The organism is Chryseobacterium sp. KLBC 52, assembly GCF_003347605.1.
Classification (GTDB): domain Bacteria; phylum Bacteroidota; class Bacteroidia; order Flavobacteriales; family Weeksellaceae; genus Chryseobacterium.
In genome coordinates this window covers 14,183-37,283 of the sequence record NZ_QDFZ01000021.1, presented here as the reverse complement: position 1 = coordinate 37,283, position 23,101 = coordinate 14,183, and the positions used below count along the sequence as shown (strand labels likewise).

Sequence of the window (23,101 nt, the reverse complement as noted above, 5' to 3'; positions counted from 1 at the left end):
CAAAAATACAACATTTTTTCTAAATTCCAAATACTGAATTCAATATTTTTTTATAGATAAGAAATTCAAAGTATTTTCGTTAAATTTGGAACTTACTTAAACTTTAATTTCAATGAAATTCAAATTATTACTGGCTTTTTCCTTCTGGATGTTACTTGTAGCAGTATCATGTAATAAAGATGACATCACGTTTGACAGTCCTTCACAGGAACTCCGCTTCTCCAGAGATACGGTATTTTGTGATACGGTCTATCATCAGGTACGTTCAGAAACTTATGTTGTAAAAGTATATAATAATGAAGATAAGGATATCATGATCCCAAGAGTGAACCTTGAAAAAGGAGCTGCTTCATTATATAGAATCAATGTAGATGGAAAACCGGGATATGATTTTAAAAATGTTCCTTTAAGAAAGAAAGACAGTCTTTATATTTTTGTTGAAATTGCTCCGGAAGCTACAGGACCGGAAGCCATTGCAGAAGACAAAGTTCTTTTTACAAGTCCTGGCGGACAACAGCATGTCACTTTATTTTCTGTGGTTCAGGATGCTGAATTTTTCATCCAGACCCCTGGCAACCCTAATGTAATTACCAGCTCCACCACATGGAATAACAATAAAGCAAAAATCATCTACGGAAATCTTACCATCAATCCAAGTGTGACCCTTGATATCAACGCCGGAACTAAAGTGTATTTCCACAAAAACAGCGGAATGAAAGTTTCTTCGGGAGCGGTCTTAAATATTAACGGAACTCAGGCCGATCAGGTTATCCTTCGTGGTGACAGAAATGATCCTTATTATGATACCATTCCTAAAAACTGGAATTCTATTAAAATGGAAGCCAATTCTACCCTTAAGATGAACCATGCAAGACTTTTCGGAGGGACGAGAGGATTGGATATGAAGCAAACCAATGCTACCATTACCAATTCCTTCATCCACACTTTCTTTGAATATGGCATCTATGCAGTAGGTTCTACCGTGAATGCGAACAATCTTGTGATGAACAACTGTGGTTTATCCTGTGTAGGGATTTTCCTGGGTGGAAAACACAGCTATACTCATGCTACCATTGCGAACTATTCTAAAACAATGAGTTCTTTTGACAGAACAGGAATTTTTGCCGCCAATGAATGGAAAAATGATGCCGGCCAATCCCAGCAGGGAGCCTTACAGCAGCTTGACATCAAAAACAGTATTGTCTATTCTGACAGAGATGATGCTGTTCATTTTGAACAAACTCCGGGACAGCAGTTTGAATTTTTACTTCAAAATTCATTAATCAAATATACCAGTGCCACCGGAGCAGGTTTCACTTTTGATAACAATCCGAATGTGATACAAACGGTAAAGAATGCAGAGCCTCAGTTTGTGAATTACTTTATGGCTAAAATGAATTTAAGAGTAAAACCAGGTTCACCAGCTCTTGGAAAAGGAAATACAGCAGTAGCAGCAACAGTACCTTTCGATATTGTGAATGTATCCAGAACGACCAACCCAACTTTAGGAGCTTATCAATAATGGAAATTACACAGTTACAGCAGCAGGTAGATGAATGGATCAAAACCATTGGGGTAAGATACTTTAATGAACTTACCAATATGGCGATGCTGACAGAAGAAGTAGGCGAAGTAGCGAGAATTATTGCCAGAAGATATGGCGAACAAAGCGAAAAGGAAAGTGATAAAAACAAAGATCTTGGTGAAGAACTGGCAGATGTGCTTTTTGTAACATTATGTTTAGCCAATCAAACCGGAGTCAATTTACAGGACGCTTTCGACAGAAAAATGAAAATCAAAACAGACCGTGATAAAGACCGGCATCAGAACAACGAAAAATTGAAATAATAATAAATAATGAGTTATACATAATACATTAATTTATAACTCATTATTTTTTAAGATAATGTAGATCATAATGAAGCTAGAAAAATCAAAATTATCAGGTGATAAAACAGTACAGATCAGCGGTTCGAAAAGTATTTCGAATCGTTTATTGATTCTGGAAAGCCTGTTTAGTAATATAAAAATCGGGAATTTGTCCAATTCTCAGGATACTCAGTTGCTGAAAAAAGCTTTGTCTGAGAATACCGAAGTGATAGATATTCATCATGCAGGAACAGCAATGCGTTTTCTTACTTCTTATTATTCTATTCAGGAAGGAAAAACAACTATTCTTACAGGTTCCGGTAGAATGAAGGAAAGACCTATCAAAAATCTGGTAAGTGCTTTGAGGGATCTTGGAGTAGAAATTGAATATATGGAGAATGAAGGATTTCCTCCTTTAAAAATTAAAGGAAGAAAAATCACCCAGACTTCGGTGAATGTTCCTGCCAATATTTCAAGCCAGTTTATCACTTCCCTGCTCCTTATTGCAGGAAAGCTTGAAAATGGGCTTGTCATCAATCTTGTGGGTGACGTTACTTCAAGATCTTATATTGAAATGACACTTGATATCCTTACCAGATTTGGTATCCAAAGCAGTTTTGAAGGAAACACCATCAAAGTAGAACCTTTCACTCCCGACAATAATACTGAAGTGGTTGATTATGAAGTGGAAAGCGACTGGAGCTCGGCTTCTTACTTCTACTCTATCTGTGCATTGGGAAGAAAAACCATTCACCTGAAAAGTTTTTACAAAGAATCCACACAGGGAGATTCTGCCATTGCCAATATTTACGAAAAGTTCTTCGGAATCAAAACTACATTCTCAGAAGATGAGCATCAACTAACGCTTGAACCTCAGCCTGATTTTTCTTTCCCGGAAAAAATTGTTCTGGATATGAACAACTGTCCGGATATTGCACAGACTCTTTGTGTAACGGCAGCCGCTTTAAAAATTCCTTTTGAGATTTCCGGATTGGGAACCTTAAGAGTAAAAGAAACCGACAGACTTCTTGCCTTATATAATGAGCTTAAAAAGCTGGGGACGGAAACAGAAATCACAGATTTAACCATTCAATCCACCAGTTTCGGAGAGCCACAAGAGGGTATTTCAATCAAAACATACCAGGATCACAGAATGGCGATGAGTTTTGCTCCGTTCAGTCTGATCAAGGAACTCAATATTGAAGATGAAGATGTAGTAGAAAAGTCTTATCCCATGTTCTGGAAAGATCTTGAAAGTATACTGACTCATTAATGTCTTAAGAATGTGGTAATTTGAAATTGTTTTTTTATTTTGGATTACCACATTTTAATTTTATATAATCATCATGAAACATTTCTTTTCCTTTTTCTTTGTCTTAGCTGTTTCAAGCTTATCTGCTCAGAAGCTGAAAAATTTTTCGGTTCCGAAGGGTTATACTCAGATTGCAGAAGCCAAAGGCGATCTTGACAAAGATGGAAAAGATGAAACGGTCCTTGTATTTAATACGAATATAAAAGCATCATACGAGCAGAATCTGGAAGGTACAAGTGACTATAAAAGGGTTTTCTATATTCTGAAAAAGGAAAACAGCGGACTGAAAGTATGGAAAGAAAATTCTGATATCATTTTTTCAAGCGGATTCGGATTTTATCCTTCCGATAATACTCTTACAATCAATATAAAAAATAACTGTCTTGTTATCGAACAGCTGTTTTTTACCAATTCAAGGCATACACAGCAATATAAACATACCTTCAGATTTCAGAACGGAGATTTTTATCTGATAGGTTTGTACGATCATTTTGAAGATACCTGTGATTTCAGTTTTACCAATGAAATTAATTTTTCTACAGGCCAGGTAATTGTTGACAGAGAATATTCATCCTGTGATGATGATACCAAACTACCCGAAAACTCGCATAAAGAATTTATTCATAAATTCCCGGCTCTTATTAAAATGAATGATTTCTTTATCGGAGACCACAAGTTCAAAATTCCCGGGTCGAAAGAGGATTTTGTGTTTTAGGAGAGGAGATTGAAGCTGGACGCTAGAGGTTACTCTTTGACGCACATTTCTTTAACGCAAAGTAAAATTAATTCTAATGTTATAGTAAAGTGAGCTAAGAGGCCGACATACGTCGGTCATGAAGCTTTCTTTTTTATACATTAGCTTAGAAAAAATCAATTTTATTGATTTCATCCTTGCTTCCTCTACATTTCCGGAATTAAAAATAAACTTTGCATTAAGAAAATCAAACTTCCATCATCCATCTTCCAGCTCCTTGACTTTAAACCAACTTAATCATCTCTTAAAGTTAAATTAACTCCTAGTCCTTTGATATATTCTTATTTTTAATCTACATTAAAAAATAAAAAAACTATGTTCAAACAAAGCATGAAACGTATGACAGGGATCACTCTTGGAGTGGTTACTGCATCGATCTTTTTTTCCTGTTCCAATGACAGCATTATGGAAAGGGACTCTAATGAAAACAGTTTAGCATCTTTAGCAAAAACTAATAGTAGAGCTTCTTTAGCACCTATCGAGATGAACAGCTGGATGTCTGGTCTTCAGGATAACATTTCCCTTTCAAAAATCTCAATTCCAGGAACTCACGATTCCGGAGCACGTGTAGATGCCCCTGTGGTATCAGGTACAGCTAAAACTCAAGACCTCAGCATTGCTGAACAATTGAATGCCGGAGTCCGTTTTCTGGATATACGTTGCAGACATATTGACAATGCTTTCACCATTCATCACGGAGCAATTTACCAAAATCTGAATTTTGATGATGTGCTTAATGCGTGCTATGCGTTTCTTAACAGCCATCCATCAGAAACAATCATCATGTCTGTAAAAGAAGAATATGATGCTTCCAATACCACCAGAAGTTTTGAACAGACTTTTGATTCTTATGTACAGAAAAATCCTTCTAAATGGGATCTTGGAGCAAACATTCCTACGCTGGGTGCTGTAAGAGGAAAGATCAAATTATTAAGAAGGTTCTCTTCAGGAACAACTAAGGGAATCAACGCTTCACCATGGGCAGACAACACTACTTTTGACATCAACAATTCAGGAGTGCAGTTAAAAGTACAGGATTATTATAAAGTAACGAATAACGACGATAAGTGGAATGGAATTTTCAACCTTCTTAATGAAGCGAAAAATGATACAAATGGTAAGCTTTTCGTGAATTTCACCAGCGGATATAAACCTGGAATCTTCGGTATCCCAAGTATTCCTACCGTATCCAACAATATCAATCCAAGGCTTAAAACATTCTTCCAATCCAATACTCACGGATCATTCGGTATCATGCCGATTGACTTTGTGAATGCGGAGCTGTCTGAATTAATTGTTAAGACGAATTTCTAAATTATTATTTGTTAGCTATACTCAAAGGCTGTCTCTCTTGTTGAGGCAGCCTTTTTGCGTTTTGTTCTGCTTTTATCTCTCGCAGATTTTGCAGATAACGCAGATTAACTCAAACATCTGCTTAATCTGTAGAATCTGCGGGAGCCTTAAATTAATTCATAAAAAAAGACTGCTTCAAAAATGAAACAATCTCTCTTTATAAAAGTAAAAGTATAAATAAAAGCTATTTCTTAATTCCGTAAGCGGCCAGTATTTTGTTGAAGATCTCAGTGTTTTCGAACAATCCTGTGAATTCTTTTGAATGAGGTCCGTAAGCAAAAACACTTGACGGAATAGAGGTATGATCATTCGTACTGAAGTTTCCGAATACCCAGCCATCTTTCAGACTACCGTCCAAAAGAGTTAAACCTCCGGTTTCATGGTCTCCCACTACAATCACTAAGGTTTCTTTATTTTCGTCAGCAAATTTCATAGCCTTCCCTACCACATGATCAAAATCCAGTAATTCTGTAACCAGCTGCTCTATATTATTGCTATGACCTCCGCCATCCGTTTGGGAAGCTTCAATCATCATGAAGAATCCCTGTTTATTATTTTTTAAATCATTTAATGTAAGATCAAAGGCATCTGCCAGCCAGTTCCCTCTGCCATTGGTGATTCTTTGCGAAGCCAGAGGATCAATGACCAGAGTACGGTTATTGATTTTCGTTACTGATTTCAAATCCTGATAGAGATCGATTCCGGCATCTTTAAATTTCTGTATATTTTCCTGAGACAATCCGCTTGTAGGACCGCCGATCAGTATTTTTGTTTTCGAAGCGGCAAAATTTTTTAAAATAGGCTCTGAACTGTTTCTGTTATCCGAATGTGCATAGAAATCTGCAGGAGTAGCATCTGTAACATCTCCTGTGGAAATCAACCCGGAAGTCATTCCTTTTTCAGCAATAATATCAGGAATTTGTGCCAGTGCTTTTCCCATATGGTCTACTCCTACAAAAGTATTTTTAGTTTTCACACCGGTTGCAAATGCTGTAGAGCCAGGTGCAGAATCTGTAATGTAGGCGTTGGAAGAATTGGTCTTGGAAAGCCCTGTGGATTTTATGTTGAAAACATTCAGTTTTCCTTTGTTCGCTGTAAAGGCAGCATAATATTGTGGTAAAGAAGTTCCATCCGGAATAAGAAGGATGACATTCTTTACCTTTTTCTCGATACCGTCTGACTGATAAGTCGGAGTATAAGTGGCATATTCCTTTGTATTCTTATAAAAGTTTTTCGGAATCGTGTTCATGAATTTTTTAAGATCCGGAATATGATCCGTATTGATATAATCTACACCTGAATCCATCAGATTTACCCAGGCATTCGGGAAATCCGGAGCTCCATAAAAACGAACAGGCTTCTGCTGAGCATGTGCTTTGTCTACAGCAGTTTTGATTTTTTGTGTTTCTTCATCTCTTGGAATTCCTTTTCCATTCCATTTTACCAGTCCGGGAAGATCTGCACTAAACATTCCTACTCTTTTCAGTTGATCTGCAGAATAGGTTTTATCAAGATCTCCATCAAAATAGAGATAATTCGGATAATTTTTAAAATCTGCAGGCTGAGGTCTTCCACCGGTAATGACAATTTTAATTCCGGAATTTCCGGTAATCTCCGGATATTTTTCCAGCGTGCTCACCAAAGCTGCCAGTGAAGTTTTATAATCCTGTTTTATATCAATCAGCAATTGAAGTTTCTTACCTGCATCAGGATAAATATTCCCTTTGTTCAGTTTAATCTGTTTTGAAATATTATCGAGATAAAGGTTTTCCAATGTTCTGTCTGCAGAAAGTTCCTTTTCGGTATGCGCTACCCAAAGTTTTCCTTTTACCAGAAAAACATCTGCCTCAATGGAGCCGAAGTTAGCATAATAAGCCTGCCAGAAAGGGATCTCCTGCATATAATCATTATGTGAATGTGCATTCCCTACATTATAATTTAGGTAATTCTGTGCCTGATTTTCAGAAAAAACAGCAAGGGCCAATACAACCCATATTTTTGATAGTTTCATTCGTATATCGTTATTATTTTAGAGGTCAGATGAAACGACCTATCTCCATAACTTTGAAAAAACTATATCACCACAGAAGGTTCTGTAATGATATAGTGACTTATATATAAAAAGATTAAAATTTTACCAGCCCTCATTTTGTTTAATGATCCCGTGACTGTTTACGATTTCAGCCTGTGGAACTGCCCAAACATTATGTACAGCCGGATTAAAGTTTCTTGCTGCCCAGACTACCTGTCCATTGATACCGTGCAGAGGCTTCGCATACGCTGCCTGCGCATCTCCCCAACGTACAAGGTCTCTGTGTCTGTCTGCCCATTCACCCGCCAGTTCGCAACGTCTTTCATGTTTCAGATCGGCCAGTGTACATCCGTTTTTCGCAGGTAAGCCTGCACGTACTCTGATCATATTAATTTCCTGATCTGCAGATTTCCCTTGCATCAATGAAGCTTCTGCTTTGATCAGAATGACCTCAGCATAACGCATAATCGGAACGGCAAGGTCTGTACATGGATAATCTCCGTTGGCACTCACGTGACCACTTTTCAGCTCATATTTGAAGGCATCCATATATTTATTGAACTGATATCCGGTAAGGGAATTGGTAGAAGCGTATGTTCTTTCTTTTCCGTTAAAGGTAAATTTGTCTCCTATTTTAAGAATGGTAGCACTTCTTCTAAGATCTCCGGTTTCATATTCATCAAACAATTCCTTAGTCGGTTGGAAATATCCCCATCCGTTATATTCTCCCCATCCTTTATTTTCAAGCATTACCCCCGGAAGAATACTTCCCCAGGCGGTAAACTTCGGAGTTCCGGGGATTGACCAGATGTATTCTGAGCTGTAGTTATTTTCAGCTTTAAAAACATCTGCAAAATTACCTAATAAGGCTCTGTTTCCTTTGGTCATTACTTCATTAGCCCAGAATTCTGCATTCTTCCAGTCTTTCATAAACAGATATACTTTTGCTAACAATGCCCAAGCTGCGGCTTTATGAGGTCTTCCGTAATCCTTTGCAGGAAGTTCTGCCTGTGTAGGTAATAATTCGGCAGCTCTTTTCAGGTCGTTCACAATGTAAGTATAGTTTTCCATGACGTTAGCCGCTCTTGGAATCGGGTTGGGATCCGGATCTTTTGAACGGTCGATAATCGGAACTCCTGCTTTTTCATTTCCGTAAGAATAAGCCAGCTCAAAATACATTCTGCTGCTCATGAACAGAGCTTCTCCAAAATATTTATTTTTTGTTGCCTGAGAGGTTTGAATATTATCAACGTTACGGATCACACGGTTGGCTACCCCGATAACATTATATCTTTTGTTCCACTGGGTTTCAAGATCACCTGCTGCGATATAATTGCTGCTGAAGTTTTTGGCATTATCCGCCTCACTTTTCGCCCTTCCCGTAACCATATCATCACTGGCATTGATAAACCAGAACAGCCCTCTTCCATAAAATTCGCCATCGAATAAAGGCTTATACATAGCGTTTGCTCCGGTAATTAAATCGTTTTCCGTTTTCCAGAAACTGGCTTCCGTAGGAGTTCCTTCCGGCTGAATATCCAGTTCTCCCGTACATGACAGAAGCATTACGGATATTCCTGATACTAACAATATTTTATTGAAAAATTTCATTTCTTTTACTTTTTGTTGGTTAAAAATTATAATCCGACCTCTATTCCAAAGATGAATGAGCGTGCCTGAGGATATCTTCCGGTATCAACTCCATAAGAATTCATTCCTACTTCAGGATCGAATCCTGTATATTTCGTTATCGTAAACAGGTTATTGGTGGTTACATACACTCTCACTTTGTTTACATCCAGTTTATGGTACAATTCTTTTGGCAATGAATACCCGATGGTAAGGTTCTTCAGTCTTAGGTAAGACCCGTCTTCCACATAGAAATCTGATACTTTGGAGTAATTACCACTTGGGTCACCGTGCACCAGCCTTGGAATATCAGTAGTGGTATTCTGAGGTGTCCATGCATTCAGGATGTCTTTATCCATATTATAATTCTGTCCTGTTCCACCCGGGTTTAAAGAAATGAACTTCATCCCGTTGAATATTTTATTTCCGTAAACGCCCTGGAAGAATAAGTTCAGATCAAAGTTTTTCCAGGTCATGTTGTAAGAGAAGCCGTAAGAAAACTTAGGATATGGACTTCCAAGATTGACGAAGTCATTATTATTAAGCACTCCTGTATTTCCTTCTTTCTTCAGGAATTTAATATCTCCCGGCTTAGCATTCGGCTGGATAAGATTTCCGTTGGCATCTTTATAATTGTTGATTTCTTCCTGAGTCTGGAAAATTCCTCCGGTCTTATAACCATAGAAAGAATACAGAGGATCTCCCACTTTCACACGCGTTGGCTTCAATACACCTCTTACTCCATTATCATTGATAAAGATCTCATCCACAGTAGCAAGCTGCTTCACCGTATTTTTTAGTTGACTCATTGTCGCTCCCACTGAGAACGTAAAATCATCCGAAATCACTTTGTTATAATTGATTCCCAATTCGTATCCTTTATCCTGGAATAATCCTGCATTCACATACTGATTATTATACGTTGCTGTACTTGGCAAGCTTACATTGAAGATCTGATCTTTGGAATTCTTTACGAAATAATCAAACTGTAAGGAAAGGCTGTTGTGAAGGAATGAAGCGTCTACCCCGAAGTTGGTCTGCTCAGACTTCCCCCATTTCAGATCAGGATTCGGACGTGTGGTTGCATAATACGCAATGTTCTGAGAAGGATCCTGACCGAAAATGACATTATTATCTCTGGTCATCAATGGATTGACAGCCTGGTAGGAGACTCCACCAAGATTTCCTAAAATTCCATAGCTTCCTCTCAATTTCAGCGTGGAAAGCCATGAAATATTTTTCAGAAAATTTTCTTTAGAGACCATCCATCCTCCTGAAATTGAGTAATAATCCGAAAAGTGTTTTTCTTTAGAAACCAAAGAAGTTCCGTCTCTTCTTCCCAGCAAACTAATCATATATTTTCCGGCATAGTCATAGTTTACCCTTGCCAGATAAGAAGTTAAAGCACTTCTGTATTTATAACTGTCAGCTTCTTTATTGGTATCTGCCGCATTCTGAAGATATCTGAAAGCTTCCGCCTCACTTCTGAAATCAAAAGTTTTTGCACGAAATCCTTCTTCAGTTGTCTGCTGGAATGTTAAACCTGCAAGGAAGTCAAAATTATGTTTTCCTGCAGCTAATTTATACGTAAGAAGCTGCTCAGCAAGAGAGGTAGATACATTATTGGATTGATATTCCAGACTGTTGGTATCAAAAATCTTTCCTACTTCCAATACTCTGGAATTAAACTCCTTTACATTTCCCAGTTTAAATGTCTGAGCAAAGTTAGAACGGAATTTTAAATCTTTTGCCAGTGTAATTTCAGCATAAGGGTTGATTAAAATTTCGTGGGTAGGATTTCTGATACTGATTCTTTTAAGATAGGCAACAGGATTGATCATATCTCCGTAACCACCTGCCACATCAATAGGCAATCCTGAGAAAGCACCGCTGGGTGTATATACCGGAACATTGGGCGGATAGTACATAGCAGCAACCAGGGCTCCTGTGTATCCACTTTTGGTATCTGCTGTGTTTCCGTCAGAGTAATTATAGTACATATTTTCTCCGATCGTTAACCAGTCTTTTACTTTATGCTCAGAATTAACTCTGAAATTGTATCGTTTTGCCTGAGTATTCAATAAAATCCCTTCCAGGTTTCTGTGGTTCATTCCCACAAAATATCTGGATTTATCACTTCCGCCGCTCAGATTTACATTGTATTCCTGAATAGTTCCTGTTCTGAAAATTTCTTTCATCCAGTCTGTTCTGGTAATTCTTCCGTCCGGATATTGATTAGGATTAAAAGCCATCGGTAAGCTTCCCAGTTTCCCGGCATTTTCATAGGCCTTGTACATCACGTCCTGGAATTCTGCTGCGTTCAGAGATTCTTTCAGTCTCCATGCCTGGTTTACTCCATATTTAACATCAAAATCTACCGTTAGATTTCCTTTTTTCCCTCTTTTAGTGGTAATAAGAATAACGCCTCCGGAAGATCTTGCTCCGTAAATAGCTGCGGAAGCATCTTTAAGCACAGAAATATCCTGAATATCGTTGGGATTAATAGAAGGTGTTCCGTTGAAAACCACTCCATCTACTACATACAAAGGAGTTTCACCATTGATCCCTCCCAACCCACGAATATTTACCTTAGGTGCTCCGTTAGGATCTCCACCCTCGTTCACTACAGTTACTCCGGGAGCTTTACCCTGAAGAACTTCTCCTACTCCGGACAAAGATCTGGAAGTAAGTTTATCCAGCGAAGCCTCCGAAACAGCGCCGGAAACTTTACTTTTTTTCTGTGTTCCGTATCCAACCACAACAATCTCGTCGATGGATTTTTCTTTTAAGCTGTCTTTTTTCTGAGCGAGGAACATCGGTGAAGCTGATATTGCACCAATAAGTAATACCCTTCCCGTTAAATACGTTACGGATACAGGGATTTTAAATACATTCATGATCTCCTTTTTGATTAGGTGCAAAATTAGACCAGCCTGCTCCCACACCTCATTAAGGTTTTCTTATGTTTTTATTAAGAAATTTTAGCTTTTTTAAGATATTACCTACCACAAAATAAAATCAAACAACTGTATATCAGTAATATATGTAATTAAAAGTAATCATTCCTCAAATAATCCATGCATGATTGAGATTAAGTTTGTCTTAAATTTGGCTAACCGTAAAAACTTTTTCTTAATAAAAAAACCGCCTTTCAGCGGTTTATGTATTATTGTTTTGTGAAAATTATTTTTTCAATCCATCATATACAGTACAATTATAGTTCTTTTTCCCTGTAAAAGTTAACGGTGTTTTTTACAAGATTTAATTTAACAATCCCACTTCTTATACCCATAAAAATATTCTCTTCATCAAATACTACGACGGAATTTGGATACAGATTATCCCAAAACTGTTTTCTGAAAATAAGAGTTGCTTTTTCATCCGATACCTTATAAAAGCCATGGTAAGAAGCAATATAAATACTGTCATCAAATACGGTTACAGCTTCTAAGGCATCCCCAAAAGATTCGATTTTATTATAAGTGAAAGCTGAATCTTTATTTAATTCATACAAACTTCCCCAAATCCCTGAGCCTTCTGTGAAATAAATTTTATTTTGGAATCTGAAAATATCAACAATATTTCCAAATTTTATTTCAAATTTTTCTTTGCCTCCTGTTGGCAGAAAGTATAATGCTCCCCCAAATTCTCCTTTATTTTCTCCAATCAATTTTCCATTTTCAATTTCTAATTCTGAATCTTTTTTATAATAACTGGTTTTTTCCACAACCAGTCTACCATTATCCTTTTTCACAGCATAACAGTCTTTAGAATGAATAAGAACGAACCATTCCGGAGATTCTACTTTTGGAATAGAATGTTCAGTGAAATTCTCCGGAATTTTAATTTCTTGTCCTGTACAATAAAAGCTAAAATTGAGTATGAATAATATTAGCAGTTCTTTTTTCATCATTAATTTAAAACGTAATTAATTACTAAATTTTACCGGAGTTAAAATATAATAACTTTTCCAACACTGATGGATTATTTCTAAATATTTTAAATCTGTTAGAGAATACATCCAACTTTAAAGCTTTATCCATATCAAAGTTCATTTTTCTTTTTTTACATTTGCTGAAAATAGATTTTACTTTTGAACACAGACCTTTAAAAACGTCTCATTGCTATCGAAAGAAAAATAAAAATATTAAAAATCATACGAATTCAATGACCATCATTATAACAGGAACCTCATCAGGAATCGGGTTTGCATTAGCCGAATATTTTGGTAAAAAAGGACATAAAGTATACGGATTAAGCAGAAAGCATACAGAAAGCCAATACTTCAGATCTATACCCACTGATGTGACAGACAACACTGCAGTTCAAGATGCTGTAGCTGAGGTTTTAAAAACAGAAACTAAAATTGATGTTCTGATCAATAATGCTGGAATGGGAATGGTGGGTGCCGTAGAAGATTCTACCAAAGAAGATATTCTGAAGCTTTTCAGCCTGAATCTTGCCGGACCTGTACAGATGATGAGTGCCGTTCTTCCGAACATGCGTGAGCACAAATTTGGAAAAATAATCAATGTTTCCAGTATCGGAAGTGAAATGGGACTTCCTTTCCGCGGATTTTATTCGGCATCAAAATCTGCTTTGGATAAAGTAACCGAAGCGATGAGGTATGAAGTTTACCCATGGAATATTGATGTATGTTCTCTGCATTTGGGGGATATTAAAACCAATATTGCAGACAACAGAGTGATTGCACAGGTTTCCCAGCCTTACAAAAATGTTTTTGATAAAGTGTATGCGCTGATGAATTCTCACGTAAATGACGGAACAGAGCCTTTGGAAGTCGCCGAATACATTGAAAAACTTTTAGCAAAAAATAAATGGAAAGCGCATTATTATTTTGGTAAATTCGGGCAGAAAATTGGAGTTCCTTTGAAATGGATTCTTCCGCAGGGAACTTATGAGAATTTGATGAAGAAGTATAATAAACTGGATAAAAATTAGTTGATTGATAAGGCGCATTGTCATTCTGAACACCGACTAAAAGTCTGCGAACGTAGTTCAGAAATGCAGTGAAGAATCTTTTATATTTTATAGAGATTCCTGTTCATATTCATAAGAATAAATTGAAATTACTTTTAAAAATATTTTTTGTATTGTTCTGCGTTTTCACACAAGCGCAGAAGAAGCAGTATTGGCTGATTGATACGGAAACCAAAGTCCGAAAAAAAGTAAAAGATTCTACTTCTGCTGTAAAATTTCTGGATTCCTTAGCCCAAAGTAATTATTTCTTCACCCAGCTGAAAGACGTTAAAGTAAAAGGGGACAGCACGGAAATTTTCTACGATAAAGGAAAAAATTTCAATGAAACTTATGTTAACCTTACGGATTCTCTTGTTCAAAAACTAAAAATTCAGAAGGATTTTTTTACTAAAAACTTAGACTCCACCAAGAAAAGCATCAACAAAACTTATATTGATGAAGGGTATTCTTTCAGCAGAATCAAATCTAAATACAAAGGACAGAAAAACGGCTATCCGATTGTAGAACTTGACATCAATAAGAATGATAAAAGAACGATCAATGGGTTTGTGGTAAAAGGATATGAAAAAGTTCCTAAAAGATTTATCAAAAACCTGGAAAAAGAGTTTAAAGGTAAAAACTATGATGACAAAAACCTGTTAGCCATCAACAAAACGTTTCAAAGTCATCCTTTTCTGACCCTCGAACGGCAGCCGCAAACTTTATTCACAAAAGATTCCACCAGCATTTATCTGTTTCTGGAAAAGAAAAAGACGAATACCTTTGATGGAGTGATTGGTTTTGGAAATGACAAAAGCTCAAAGTTTACGTTAAACGGAACCATGAATGTCAACTTCAGGAATATGTTCAATGGTTTTGAAACCGTCAATTTATACTGGCAGAGAAACCCGGACAAAGGGCAGAATTTCGATCTTAGAGTGGATATTCCATATCTGTTCAAATCGAATGTCGGGATGGATACGAAAGTAAATATCTACAGACAAGACTCAACATTTGCCAACGTGAAATTCCTTCCTGCTTTCTATTACCATATCAATAACAGGAATAAAATCGGTTTGAGAGCCACTCTCGAAACCTCTACTATTATTGATACCTTATACGTTCAGGGAAAAGATTACAACAAAAAAGGGATCGGGATATGGTATGAAATGACAGAACCCACTGATATTGACCTTTTCCTTTACAAAACAAGGATCAATGCCGGATATGACTTCTTAACAACTACTTATTCCAAAGATAATATTAAAGCCAATCAAAACCAGTTTTATTTCTTTGGAGAGCACAATTACCACATTTCCGGAAACCATTTCCTGAACATCAAAGCAGAAGGTGCGATGATGGATTCTAAAATAGAGTTTTCTGCCAATGAATTATATCGTTTCGGAGGATGGAATTCTATGCGGGGATTCAATGAAAACTCCCTCGCTGCCGACTTTTATTATTATGGAAGTCTGGAATACCGGTATCTAATTGGTAACCAAGCCTTCTTTGACGTCTTTGGACAATACGGACAGCTTAATAATAAATCTTTAAATGTAAAACCCAAGCTCTACAGTGTCGGGCTCGGTTTCAATTTCTTCATTCCCATTGGTTTGATGAGCTTCCAGCTGTCTAATGGTAATGAGTTCGGAAATCCTTTTAAATTTAATGATATTAAAATCCACTGGGGAATTCTGAGCAGGTTTTAGAAAGAAAAGAAGGAAGCGCGAAGCTGAAGGCTGGAAGTTATCTGAGTCTTAGTTTCACAAACTGTTTCTTTCATAAGACGGAACTTCTCCTTCAAAAATTTATTACAGAGGAGGACTTCAAGAAGTTGATACCCCACAGTAACTCCAGCATCCCTCCTTATATTAATATCTATATAATAAAGCAAAAGTCCCTATACAAAGGACATTTTTCATTTTACTTATTTATTAATTCTTATTGTTAAAAAATATTAAATCGTATTTTTATTTTAATACATCATTAAAGTACAGGTAACAGTGCTCTGCTAAATTTGCCTTCAAAAAAATGAAGAAAACTCTAGCCACTTTTGCCGTTTTTTTACTTCCTCTTTATTTTTCTGCCCAGGAAATTAATATTTCAGGAAATGTAAAATCAGAAAACGGTTCTAGTGTTTCCGGTGTGAACATCACCGACAAAAACACAGGAAAGACTGCTACTACAGATGAAAATGGAAATTTCACCATTTCTGCAAACCCAAAAGACATTCTTGAATTTTTTGCTCCTGATTTTTCTGTTTATACCGTTGAGGTTTCTTCCAAAAAACAGTATTCTGTTGTTTTAAAAAGGCCAAACGAAAAGCAGATTGAAGGGGTTGTTATTACCGCATTAGGGATTGCCAAAAAGAAAGAAAAAATCGGATATTCTACTCAGGAAGTGGGAACAAAGCAGTTTGAAACCATCACTACTCCAAGTATCGGAAATTTATTCTCCGGACAGGTAGCCGGATTGAATGTTTCCAATCCTACGGGAATGCAGCAGGCTCCACAGTTTACGCTGAGAGGAAACTCCAATCTGGTTTTTGTCATTGATGGTGTGATTGTAGAAAAAGAGGTTTTCCAGAATTTAGATCCTAACAATATTGAAAACATCAACGTCCTGAAAGGAGCTACCGCTTCTGCCCTATATGGTTCAAGAGGTCGTTACGGAGCTGTTTTAATCACCACAAAAAATGCCAAGAAGAAAGGATTCTCAGTAGAGTTTTCTCAGAATACCATGATTACAGCAGGGTTTACCAACCTTCCGAAAACCCAGACTGAATATGGAAACGGTTCACACGGAAAATATGAATTCTGGGACGGAGCTGATGGCGGGGTGAATGACGGAGATATGATCTGGGGACCAAAATTCGTTCCCGGTTTACAGATTGCACAGTGGAACAGCCCTATCAGAGATAAAGTAACAGGACAGGTAGTTCCGTGGTATGGAGCTGTAACAGGAACTCAGTATGATGATAAATCAAAGTATGAAAGAGTTCCGATTGACTGGAAATACCATGATAACTTAAGTACTTTCTTAAAGCCAGCGGTTATCAACAATAATAACTTTGCGATCAGCTATAGAAATAACAAAGACGTATATAGATTCTCCGGGAATTTCATGAACTATGATGACAGAGTTCCCAACTCATATCTTCAGAAATACGGAATTAATTTCTCTTCTGAAAACCACCTTGGTGAGAAATTAATCTTTGATACAAAATTCAACTTCAACCAGGCCTTTACTCCTAATATTCCCAACTACGATTATAACCCAAGCGGACACATGTACACCATCCTGATCTGGATGGGAGGTGATGTAGACGGAAAAGCATTGAAAAATCATATGTGGATTCCCGGAAAAGAAGGAAGAGCACAGGCCAACTGGAACTATGCCTGGTACAACAATCCATGGTTCGGAGCGGAATATTACAAGAACCAGAACAGAACCAATATTATCAATGCACAGACAGGCTTAGAGTATAAAGCAACACAGGATCTATCGGTAAAAGGGAAAATATCTCTTGTGGAAAACCACAGCAAAACGGAAATTTTGAGCCCTTATTCTTACTTCAATTATAGTGCTCCAAGAAGTGGCGGTTATATTTTGAAAGATAACAAAACATGGAATCTCAACTATGATGTTCTGGCAACTTATAAGAAAAAAATATCTGAAAACTTTGATTTTACCATCAATGCGGGAGGTTCTGCTTTCTATTATAAAAACAACAACAATGAAAGGTCTACCGATGGATTAAAAATTCCTGAAGTGTACACATTCGAAAACTCTATCGGAGCGCTTAAAAATTATACCTATCTGAAGGAAAAATTAATTTACAGTGCTTATTCAACCATTGATATCGGATTGTATAATGCATTCTTCATCAATGTTTCAGGACGTAATGACTGGTCTTCTACGCTACCTAAGGCCAACAGATCTTACTTCTACCCTTCTGCTTCCATCAGTGCAGTTATTTCCAACCTGGTAAAAATGCCGGAATCTATCAATATGTTGAAACTTTCTGCTTCATGGGCGAAAGTAGCGTATGACTTCCAGCCTTATTCTATCAGAAATTATTATCTGAACAATGAGGGAATCACATTCAACGGAAATCCTACGTATTATTATCCAACTACTCTGAATGTAGAAAATTCTTTGAAACCTGAGCAGACAAAATCTTATGAATTAGGGTTAAGCGCAGGTTTCCTGAATAACAGAATTACTTTAGACGCTACTTATTTCAGAACATTAGATTATAATAATATTCTTCAGTTCCCTGCTGCTGAATCATCTGGTTTCACTTCACAATATGTAAACGGAAATGAATATACTACGAAAGGATTTGAAGTTTCCCTTGGTTTAGTTCCGGTAAAAACTTCTGATTTTAGCTGGAAAACATTAATCAACTGGAGTACTTACGAGCAAAAGCTGACTTCCATCTACGATAATATGCCGAACTACAAGAACATTCAGCTAGGGGAAAGAATGGACAGCTATTATGACTATACATGGCAAAAGTCTCCGGATGGAAAAGTAATTCTTGATGCGAATACAGGAATGCCGACAAGAGCCAATGCTCCAAGTAACTTAGGCCATTTCAATCCGGACTGGACATTCGGTTTCAACAACACATTCAAATATAAAAAATTCACTTTAAACATTGGGATTGACGGAAGCATCGGTGGTGTAATGAGATCGCAGGTAGTGGAAAAAATGTGGTGGGGAGGAAAACATCCTAATTCTGTAGCCTACAGAGATCTTGAATATGCAAATCCGGGAACCTATTATTTTGTACCTGATGGGGTTAACTACAATCCGGCAACCGGAACCTATACTCCACACACCAAAGCAATCAGCTACCAGGACTGGGCACAGAATTACCCATACCGTGCGAGAGTAACACAGGATGAAAGTGAAGAGTTTGCTAACGTTTTCGACAGAACTTTCATTAAGCTGAGATCTGTAGTATTAGAATATGACTTCTCTTCGTTACTCAACCCAAGAGGAATGGTGAAAGGTTTCACCGCCAATATTTCGGCCTACAACCTGGCAATGTGGAAAAAATCAAAGAACCTTTATTCTGACCCGGATTTCCAGACAAAAACAGACAATGATATTCAGGATCCATCCAGCAGATGGTTTGGAATCGGTTTTAATCTTAAGTTTTAACTAAAAAGTACGTCAAGACAATGAAAAATACTATAAACAAAGTGACAGGGCAAAAAGGTAAAACAGCAAAATGGCTGATGAAATCTCTACTGGCAGCCGGAGTTCTGACATTAGCGTCATGTGAATCCAACCTTGATACCATCAATGAAAACCCTAATGACCAGGCCAGTATTGATCCCAAAAATCTATTGACTTACGTTGAAAAATATACTTTTCAGGTAAATGGAGATAATATGTATGCCTCCAGAATGATGATTGGTACTGATGGTGAAAATTCATACCAGTATATGAAATGGAATGATACTTCTTTTGAAGTCTATACCAAAGGTCTTCTGAACACTGGAAAAATGATGCAGGAAGCTGAAAAAAGAGGAAACAAAAATTATCTGGCTATCGGGAAGTTTTTGAGAGCCTATCATTTCTTCAATATCAGTTTAAAAGTCGGAAGCGCACCTTATTCTGAAGCAGCAAAGGGTGAATCTGGAATTACCCAACCTAAATATGATACACAGGAAGCTATCATGTCCGGAATTTTATCAGAATTAAAAGAAGCCAATGATCTTATTAATACCAACGATAAAATTGAGGGTGATATTGTATACAACGGAGATGCTCTAAAGTGGAAAAAACTGATCAATTCATTCCGTCTTAAAATTCTGATCACTTTATCTAAAAAAACAACAGTAGGAAGTTATAATATCGCTACAGAATTTGCTTCTATTGCAGGAAGCCAGTCTCTCATGACCTCCATTGCAGATAACGGTGAGCTTAAGTTTGCTGATGCAGCAGACAGCCGATACACCATGTTTAATAATAGTGGATATGGTTCGAGTTTGTACATGGCAGATTATTTTATTAATATGTTCAAAGACAGGCATGATCCACGTTTGTTCACGTTTGCAGCACAGACTACCGGAGCGAAAGAAGCAGGAAAAGCCATCACAGATTATACAGGATATAACGGTGGAAATCCTACTTCCCCATACTCTGATAATGCAGCACTGATCACGGCAAAGAATATTTCCAAAGTAAACGATCGTTTTTATAAAGATCCTACCAATGAACCTGCTTCTGTATTAAGTTATTCAGAACTTGAGTTTATTCTGGCTGAAGCTACGGCAAGAGGCTGGATTTCCGGATCTGCAAAAACACATTACGATAATGCGATCAAAGCAAGTTTCAATTTTTATCAGACCTATGTAAAAAATCCGGGACAATATTTCTCAGGATTTGATGTGAATCAATATCTCGCAACTCCTTTAGTCGTTTATAATAATGCTGATCCATTACAGACACAACTGGAAAAGATCATGACTCAAAAATACATGACGATGTTTCATCAGGCACAGTGGACTTCATACTTTGATTATTTAAGAACAGGCTTTCCCAATTATCCTTTAAAAGCAGGTGTCGCAGCTCCTTTCAGGTTCAGATATCCGCAGTCTGAGTATAATTACAACAGCAATAATTTAAAAGCTGCTTTAACAGCTCAGTACGGAGGAAATGATAATATCAACTCCAAACCCTGGTGGTTACAATAAAAATCTGATTAATTTTATATAAAACAAAGAAACCGCAGGAAAATCCTATTAACTTGCGGTTTCTTTCTTATTACGATTGAACATGAACAGAAGAGAATTTTTAGAGAAATCAAGTCTTTTATTAGCGGGATTAGGAACTTCAGGGGTTCTGCATCCTTCCATTTTAAAAGCTTTAGCCATTGATCCGGCTGCCCAGTCTACATTTTATGATGCAGAGCATGTTGTCATCCTGATGCAGGAAAACCGTTCCTTTGATCATGCTTTTGGTGCTCTCAAAGGAGTTAGAGGCTTTTTGGATAAAAGAGCTTTTGTAAAACAGGATGGCCATTCTGTTTTCTTTCAAAAAAATGACGAAGGAAAATATGCATCTCCTGCCCGTCTGGATTTAAGAAATACAAAATCGACCTGGATGAGCTCATTGCCTCACTCCTGGGCAGATCAGCAGAAAGCTTTGAACAAAGGAAAATTTGACCAATGGCTTCAGGCGAAAGCTTCGGGAAATAAAGATTATAAGAATATTCCACTAACCTTAGGATACTACAACCGTGAAGACCTTCCCTTTTATTATCAGCTGGCAGATGCCTTCACGATTTTCGATCAGTATTTCTGCTCATCGCTTACCGGAACTACTCCCAACAGATTGTTTCTTTGGTCCGGAACATTGAGAGAACAGCAAAACGGAAAAGTAAAGGCCAATGTTGTCAATGAAAATATTGATTATGACAAAGCAAGGCAGGCAAAATGGAAAAGTTTCCCGGAAATATTAGAACAGCAAAATGTTTCCTGGAGAATTTATCAGAATGAAATCAGTCTTCCAAAAGGAATGTCTGGTGAGCAGGAAGCCTGGCTGAGTAATTTTACAGATAACCCGATTGAGTGGTTTTCAAAATTCAACGTTAAGTTTTCAAAAGGATACTATCAGAATATTCCCAATATCATCGCTTATCTGAAGCAGGAGATTGAAAAAAATCCTAATCAAAAGGAAAGACTGGAAGCCATGCTGGCGGAAGTTCAGGAAGATCAGGTAAAGTACCATCCTGACAATTATTCCAAACTTTCAAATGAAGAGAAAAACCTTCACGAAAAAGCCTTCACCACCAATTCCAATGATCCGGATTACTGGAAACTGGAAATCGGAAAGGATGAAAACGGAGAAAGACTGGTTGTTCCGGAAGGAGACGTCCTGTTCCAGTTCCGTAAAGATGTGGAAGAGAAAAAACTTCCGTTGGTTTCGTGGCTGGTAGCTCCTGAACATTTCTCAGATCATCCGGGATCACCCTGGTATGGAGCATGGTATATTTCTGAAGTTTTGAATATCCTGACCAAAGATCCTGAAACCTGGAAAAAAACCATATTTATCATCAATTATGATGAGAATGACGGGTATTTTGATCACGTACTGCCTTTCGCACCGCCGGTGAATCCAAGCCAGCCCGTAGATATGAACGAAAAAGAAGGGGTTGAATATGTAGATCAATCTCAGGAATATATGAGCAATCCTTCTTTGAAAAGCTATGAAAAAGTAGAAGGAACTGTCGGATTGGGTTACAGGGTCCCTATGATCATCGCTTCTCCGTGGACGAAAGGAGGTTTCGTAAATTCTGAGGTATCGGATCACACGTCTGTCCTGCAGTTTCTGGAGAAATTTATTATGAAGAAATTCAAAAAGGATGTGCATGTGGAAAATATCAGCGACTGGAGAAGAGCGGTATGCGGAGATCTTACCTCTGCTTTCAATTCTTCCAGTATAAAAGCTCCACAGATTGATTATCTGAATCAAAAAGATTATGCTAAAACCATCAATGCAGCTAAAAATAAACCTGTTCCTAATCTGAAATGGTATTCCGAAAATGAACTTAAAGACAATTTGCTTGATATTCAGGAAAGAGGACTGAAACCCTCCAACCCATTGCCTTATCATTTTCATGTAAACCTGGAAGGAGATCATATAAAAATGACTAATCTGAAAGAAAATGGAGTTCCTTTGCTTGTTTATGACAGAACTCAATTTGACAGCAATAATTATCATTTTTCATATGCTTTGTATTCCAAACAAAATTTATCCCATCCTGTACATTCCGGAGCCTATGATTATGAAATTTTTGGTCCCAATGGCTTTTTCAGGAAATTTCAGGGAAGTATTTCACCGGAAATAGAGATAATTTTAGAGAATATAACAGCAAAAAATCAGGTTGAGCTGATTATCAGAAACCATAAAAAGAAAAATTTTTCCATCAATCTGGAAGATCTGTACACAAAAAATAAAAAAAGAATTTCTGTACAAAAACCAGAAGAAAAAATAATGATCGATCTTGATAAATTTAAAGGTTGGTATGATTTGAAAATAACACTAAATGAGCATCTGTGGCACTTTGCAGGAAGAATAGAAACCGGAAAGGTCTCTGTTTCTGATCCGCACTGGGCATAAAAAATGTTGATCAATAGGGATAAAAGCCTGT

Annotated in this window: 14 protein-coding genes; 10 read left to right on the top strand and 4 right to left on the bottom strand. The window is 37.2% G+C overall.

All coding sequences use genetic code 11. From position 1 onward, the window contains the following. Positions 1-112: 112 nt before the first annotated feature. From DDF69_RS19300 to DDF69_RS19280, 5 genes are all read left to right on the top strand, one after another. Complete coding sequence (locus tag DDF69_RS19300; protein WP_114822210.1) at positions 113-1,522, top strand: hypothetical protein; 1,410 nt, start codon at positions 113-115, stop codon at positions 1,520-1,522. Beyond that, positions 1,522-1,848: a nucleotide pyrophosphohydrolase gene (locus tag DDF69_RS19295; protein WP_034692883.1), complete on the top strand. Its 327-nt coding sequence runs from the start codon at positions 1,522-1,524 to the stop codon at positions 1,846-1,848. Before DDF69_RS19300 ends, DDF69_RS19295 begins: the two co-directional genes overlap by 1 nt. Before the next feature lie 70 nt (positions 1,849-1,918). Continuing rightward, positions 1,919-3,142: a 3-phosphoshikimate 1-carboxyvinyltransferase gene (locus tag DDF69_RS19290; RefSeq protein WP_114822209.1), complete on the top strand. Its 1,224-nt coding sequence runs from the start codon at positions 1,919-1,921 to the stop codon at positions 3,140-3,142. 73 nt (positions 3,143-3,215) lie between these two features. Continuing rightward, entirely contained in the window at positions 3,216-3,896 is a 681-nt protein-coding gene (locus DDF69_RS19285) for a hypothetical protein (RefSeq protein WP_228412049.1), read from the top strand. Between the two features lie 354 nt (positions 3,897-4,250). Next, a complete protein-coding gene (locus DDF69_RS19280; protein ID WP_114822207.1) occupies positions 4,251-5,249 on the top strand; it encodes a phosphatidylinositol-specific phospholipase C in 999 nt (332 codons plus the stop codon). A gap of 223 nt (positions 5,250-5,472) precedes the next feature. Here DDF69_RS19280 and DDF69_RS19275 read toward each other — a convergent pair whose 3' ends face one another. From DDF69_RS19275 to DDF69_RS19260, 4 genes are all read right to left on the bottom strand, one after another. Then, a complete protein-coding gene (locus DDF69_RS19275) occupies positions 5,473-7,299 on the bottom strand; it encodes an alkaline phosphatase (protein WP_114822206.1) in 1,827 nt (608 codons plus the stop codon). A gap of 123 nt (positions 7,300-7,422) precedes the next feature. Beyond that, the gene (locus DDF69_RS19270; RefSeq protein ID WP_114822205.1) at positions 7,423-8,931 is read right to left on the bottom strand and encodes a RagB/SusD family nutrient uptake outer membrane protein; all 1,509 of its coding nucleotides are present in this window, start codon (positions 8,929-8,931) and stop codon (positions 7,423-7,425) included. Positions 8,932-8,957: 26 nt separating this feature from the next. Further along, entirely contained in the window at positions 8,958-11,846 is a 2,889-nt protein-coding gene (locus tag DDF69_RS19265) for a SusC/RagA family TonB-linked outer membrane protein (protein ID WP_114822204.1), read from the bottom strand. A gap of 317 nt (positions 11,847-12,163) precedes the next feature. Next, positions 12,164-12,862, bottom strand: a complete 699-nt coding sequence (locus DDF69_RS19260; protein ID WP_114822203.1) for a hypothetical protein — start codon at positions 12,860-12,862, stop codon at positions 12,164-12,166. 254 nt (positions 12,863-13,116) lie between these two features. Between DDF69_RS19260 and DDF69_RS19255 the strand changes: the two genes are divergently transcribed. From DDF69_RS19255 to DDF69_RS19235, 5 genes are all read left to right on the top strand, one after another. Further along, complete coding sequence (locus DDF69_RS19255) at positions 13,117-13,911, top strand: SDR family oxidoreductase (RefSeq protein ID WP_114822253.1); 795 nt, start codon at positions 13,117-13,119, stop codon at positions 13,909-13,911. 68 nt (positions 13,912-13,979) lie between these two features. Further along, entirely contained in the window at positions 13,980-15,638 is a 1,659-nt protein-coding gene (locus tag DDF69_RS19250; protein ID WP_228412048.1) for an autotransporter assembly complex protein TamA, read from the top strand. Between the two features lie 322 nt (positions 15,639-15,960). Beyond that, positions 15,961-19,101, top strand: a complete 3,141-nt coding sequence (locus DDF69_RS19245) for a SusC/RagA family TonB-linked outer membrane protein (protein ID WP_114822202.1) — start codon at positions 15,961-15,963, stop codon at positions 19,099-19,101. Between the two features lie 20 nt (positions 19,102-19,121). Continuing rightward, the gene (locus DDF69_RS19240) at positions 19,122-20,642 is read left to right on the top strand and encodes a SusD/RagB family nutrient-binding outer membrane lipoprotein (RefSeq protein ID WP_114822201.1); all 1,521 of its coding nucleotides are present in this window, start codon (positions 19,122-19,124) and stop codon (positions 20,640-20,642) included. Between the two features lie 82 nt (positions 20,643-20,724). Further along, positions 20,725-23,070 (top strand): phosphocholine-specific phospholipase C, encoded by a 2,346-nt coding sequence (locus tag DDF69_RS19235; RefSeq protein WP_114822200.1) that lies wholly within the window; start codon positions 20,725-20,727, stop codon positions 23,068-23,070. The last annotated feature ends 31 nt before the right edge of the window (positions 23,071-23,101 follow it).

Coding starts and splice junctions, on each gene's coding strand:
- DDF69_RS19285 (WP_228412049.1), top strand. CDS start 3,216: ATGAAACATTTCTTTTCCTTTTTCTTTGTCTTAGCTGTTTCAAGCTTA.
- DDF69_RS19270 (WP_114822205.1), bottom strand. CDS start 8,931: ATGAAATTTTTCAATAAAATATTGTTAGTATCAGGAATATCCGTAATG.
- DDF69_RS19300 (WP_114822210.1), top strand. CDS start 113: ATGAAATTCAAATTATTACTGGCTTTTTCCTTCTGGATGTTACTTGTA.
- DDF69_RS19265 (WP_114822204.1), bottom strand. CDS start 11,846: ATGAATGTATTTAAAATCCCTGTATCCGTAACGTATTTAACGGGAAGG.
- DDF69_RS19240 (WP_114822201.1), top strand. CDS start 19,122: ATGAAAAATACTATAAACAAAGTGACAGGGCAAAAAGGTAAAACAGCA.
- DDF69_RS19295 (WP_034692883.1), top strand. CDS start 1,522: ATGGAAATTACACAGTTACAGCAGCAGGTAGATGAATGGATCAAAACC.
- DDF69_RS19260 (WP_114822203.1), bottom strand. CDS start 12,862: ATGATGAAAAAAGAACTGCTAATATTATTCATACTCAATTTTAGCTTT.
- DDF69_RS19290 (WP_114822209.1), top strand. CDS start 1,919: ATGAAGCTAGAAAAATCAAAATTATCAGGTGATAAAACAGTACAGATC.
- DDF69_RS19235 (WP_114822200.1), top strand. CDS start 20,725: ATGAACAGAAGAGAATTTTTAGAGAAATCAAGTCTTTTATTAGCGGGA.
- DDF69_RS19245 (WP_114822202.1), top strand. CDS start 15,961: ATGAAGAAAACTCTAGCCACTTTTGCCGTTTTTTTACTTCCTCTTTAT.
- DDF69_RS19275 (WP_114822206.1), bottom strand. CDS start 7,299: ATGAAACTATCAAAAATATGGGTTGTATTGGCCCTTGCTGTTTTTTCT.
- DDF69_RS19280 (WP_114822207.1), top strand. CDS start 4,251: ATGTTCAAACAAAGCATGAAACGTATGACAGGGATCACTCTTGGAGTG.
- DDF69_RS19255 (WP_114822253.1), top strand. CDS start 13,117: ATGACCATCATTATAACAGGAACCTCATCAGGAATCGGGTTTGCATTA.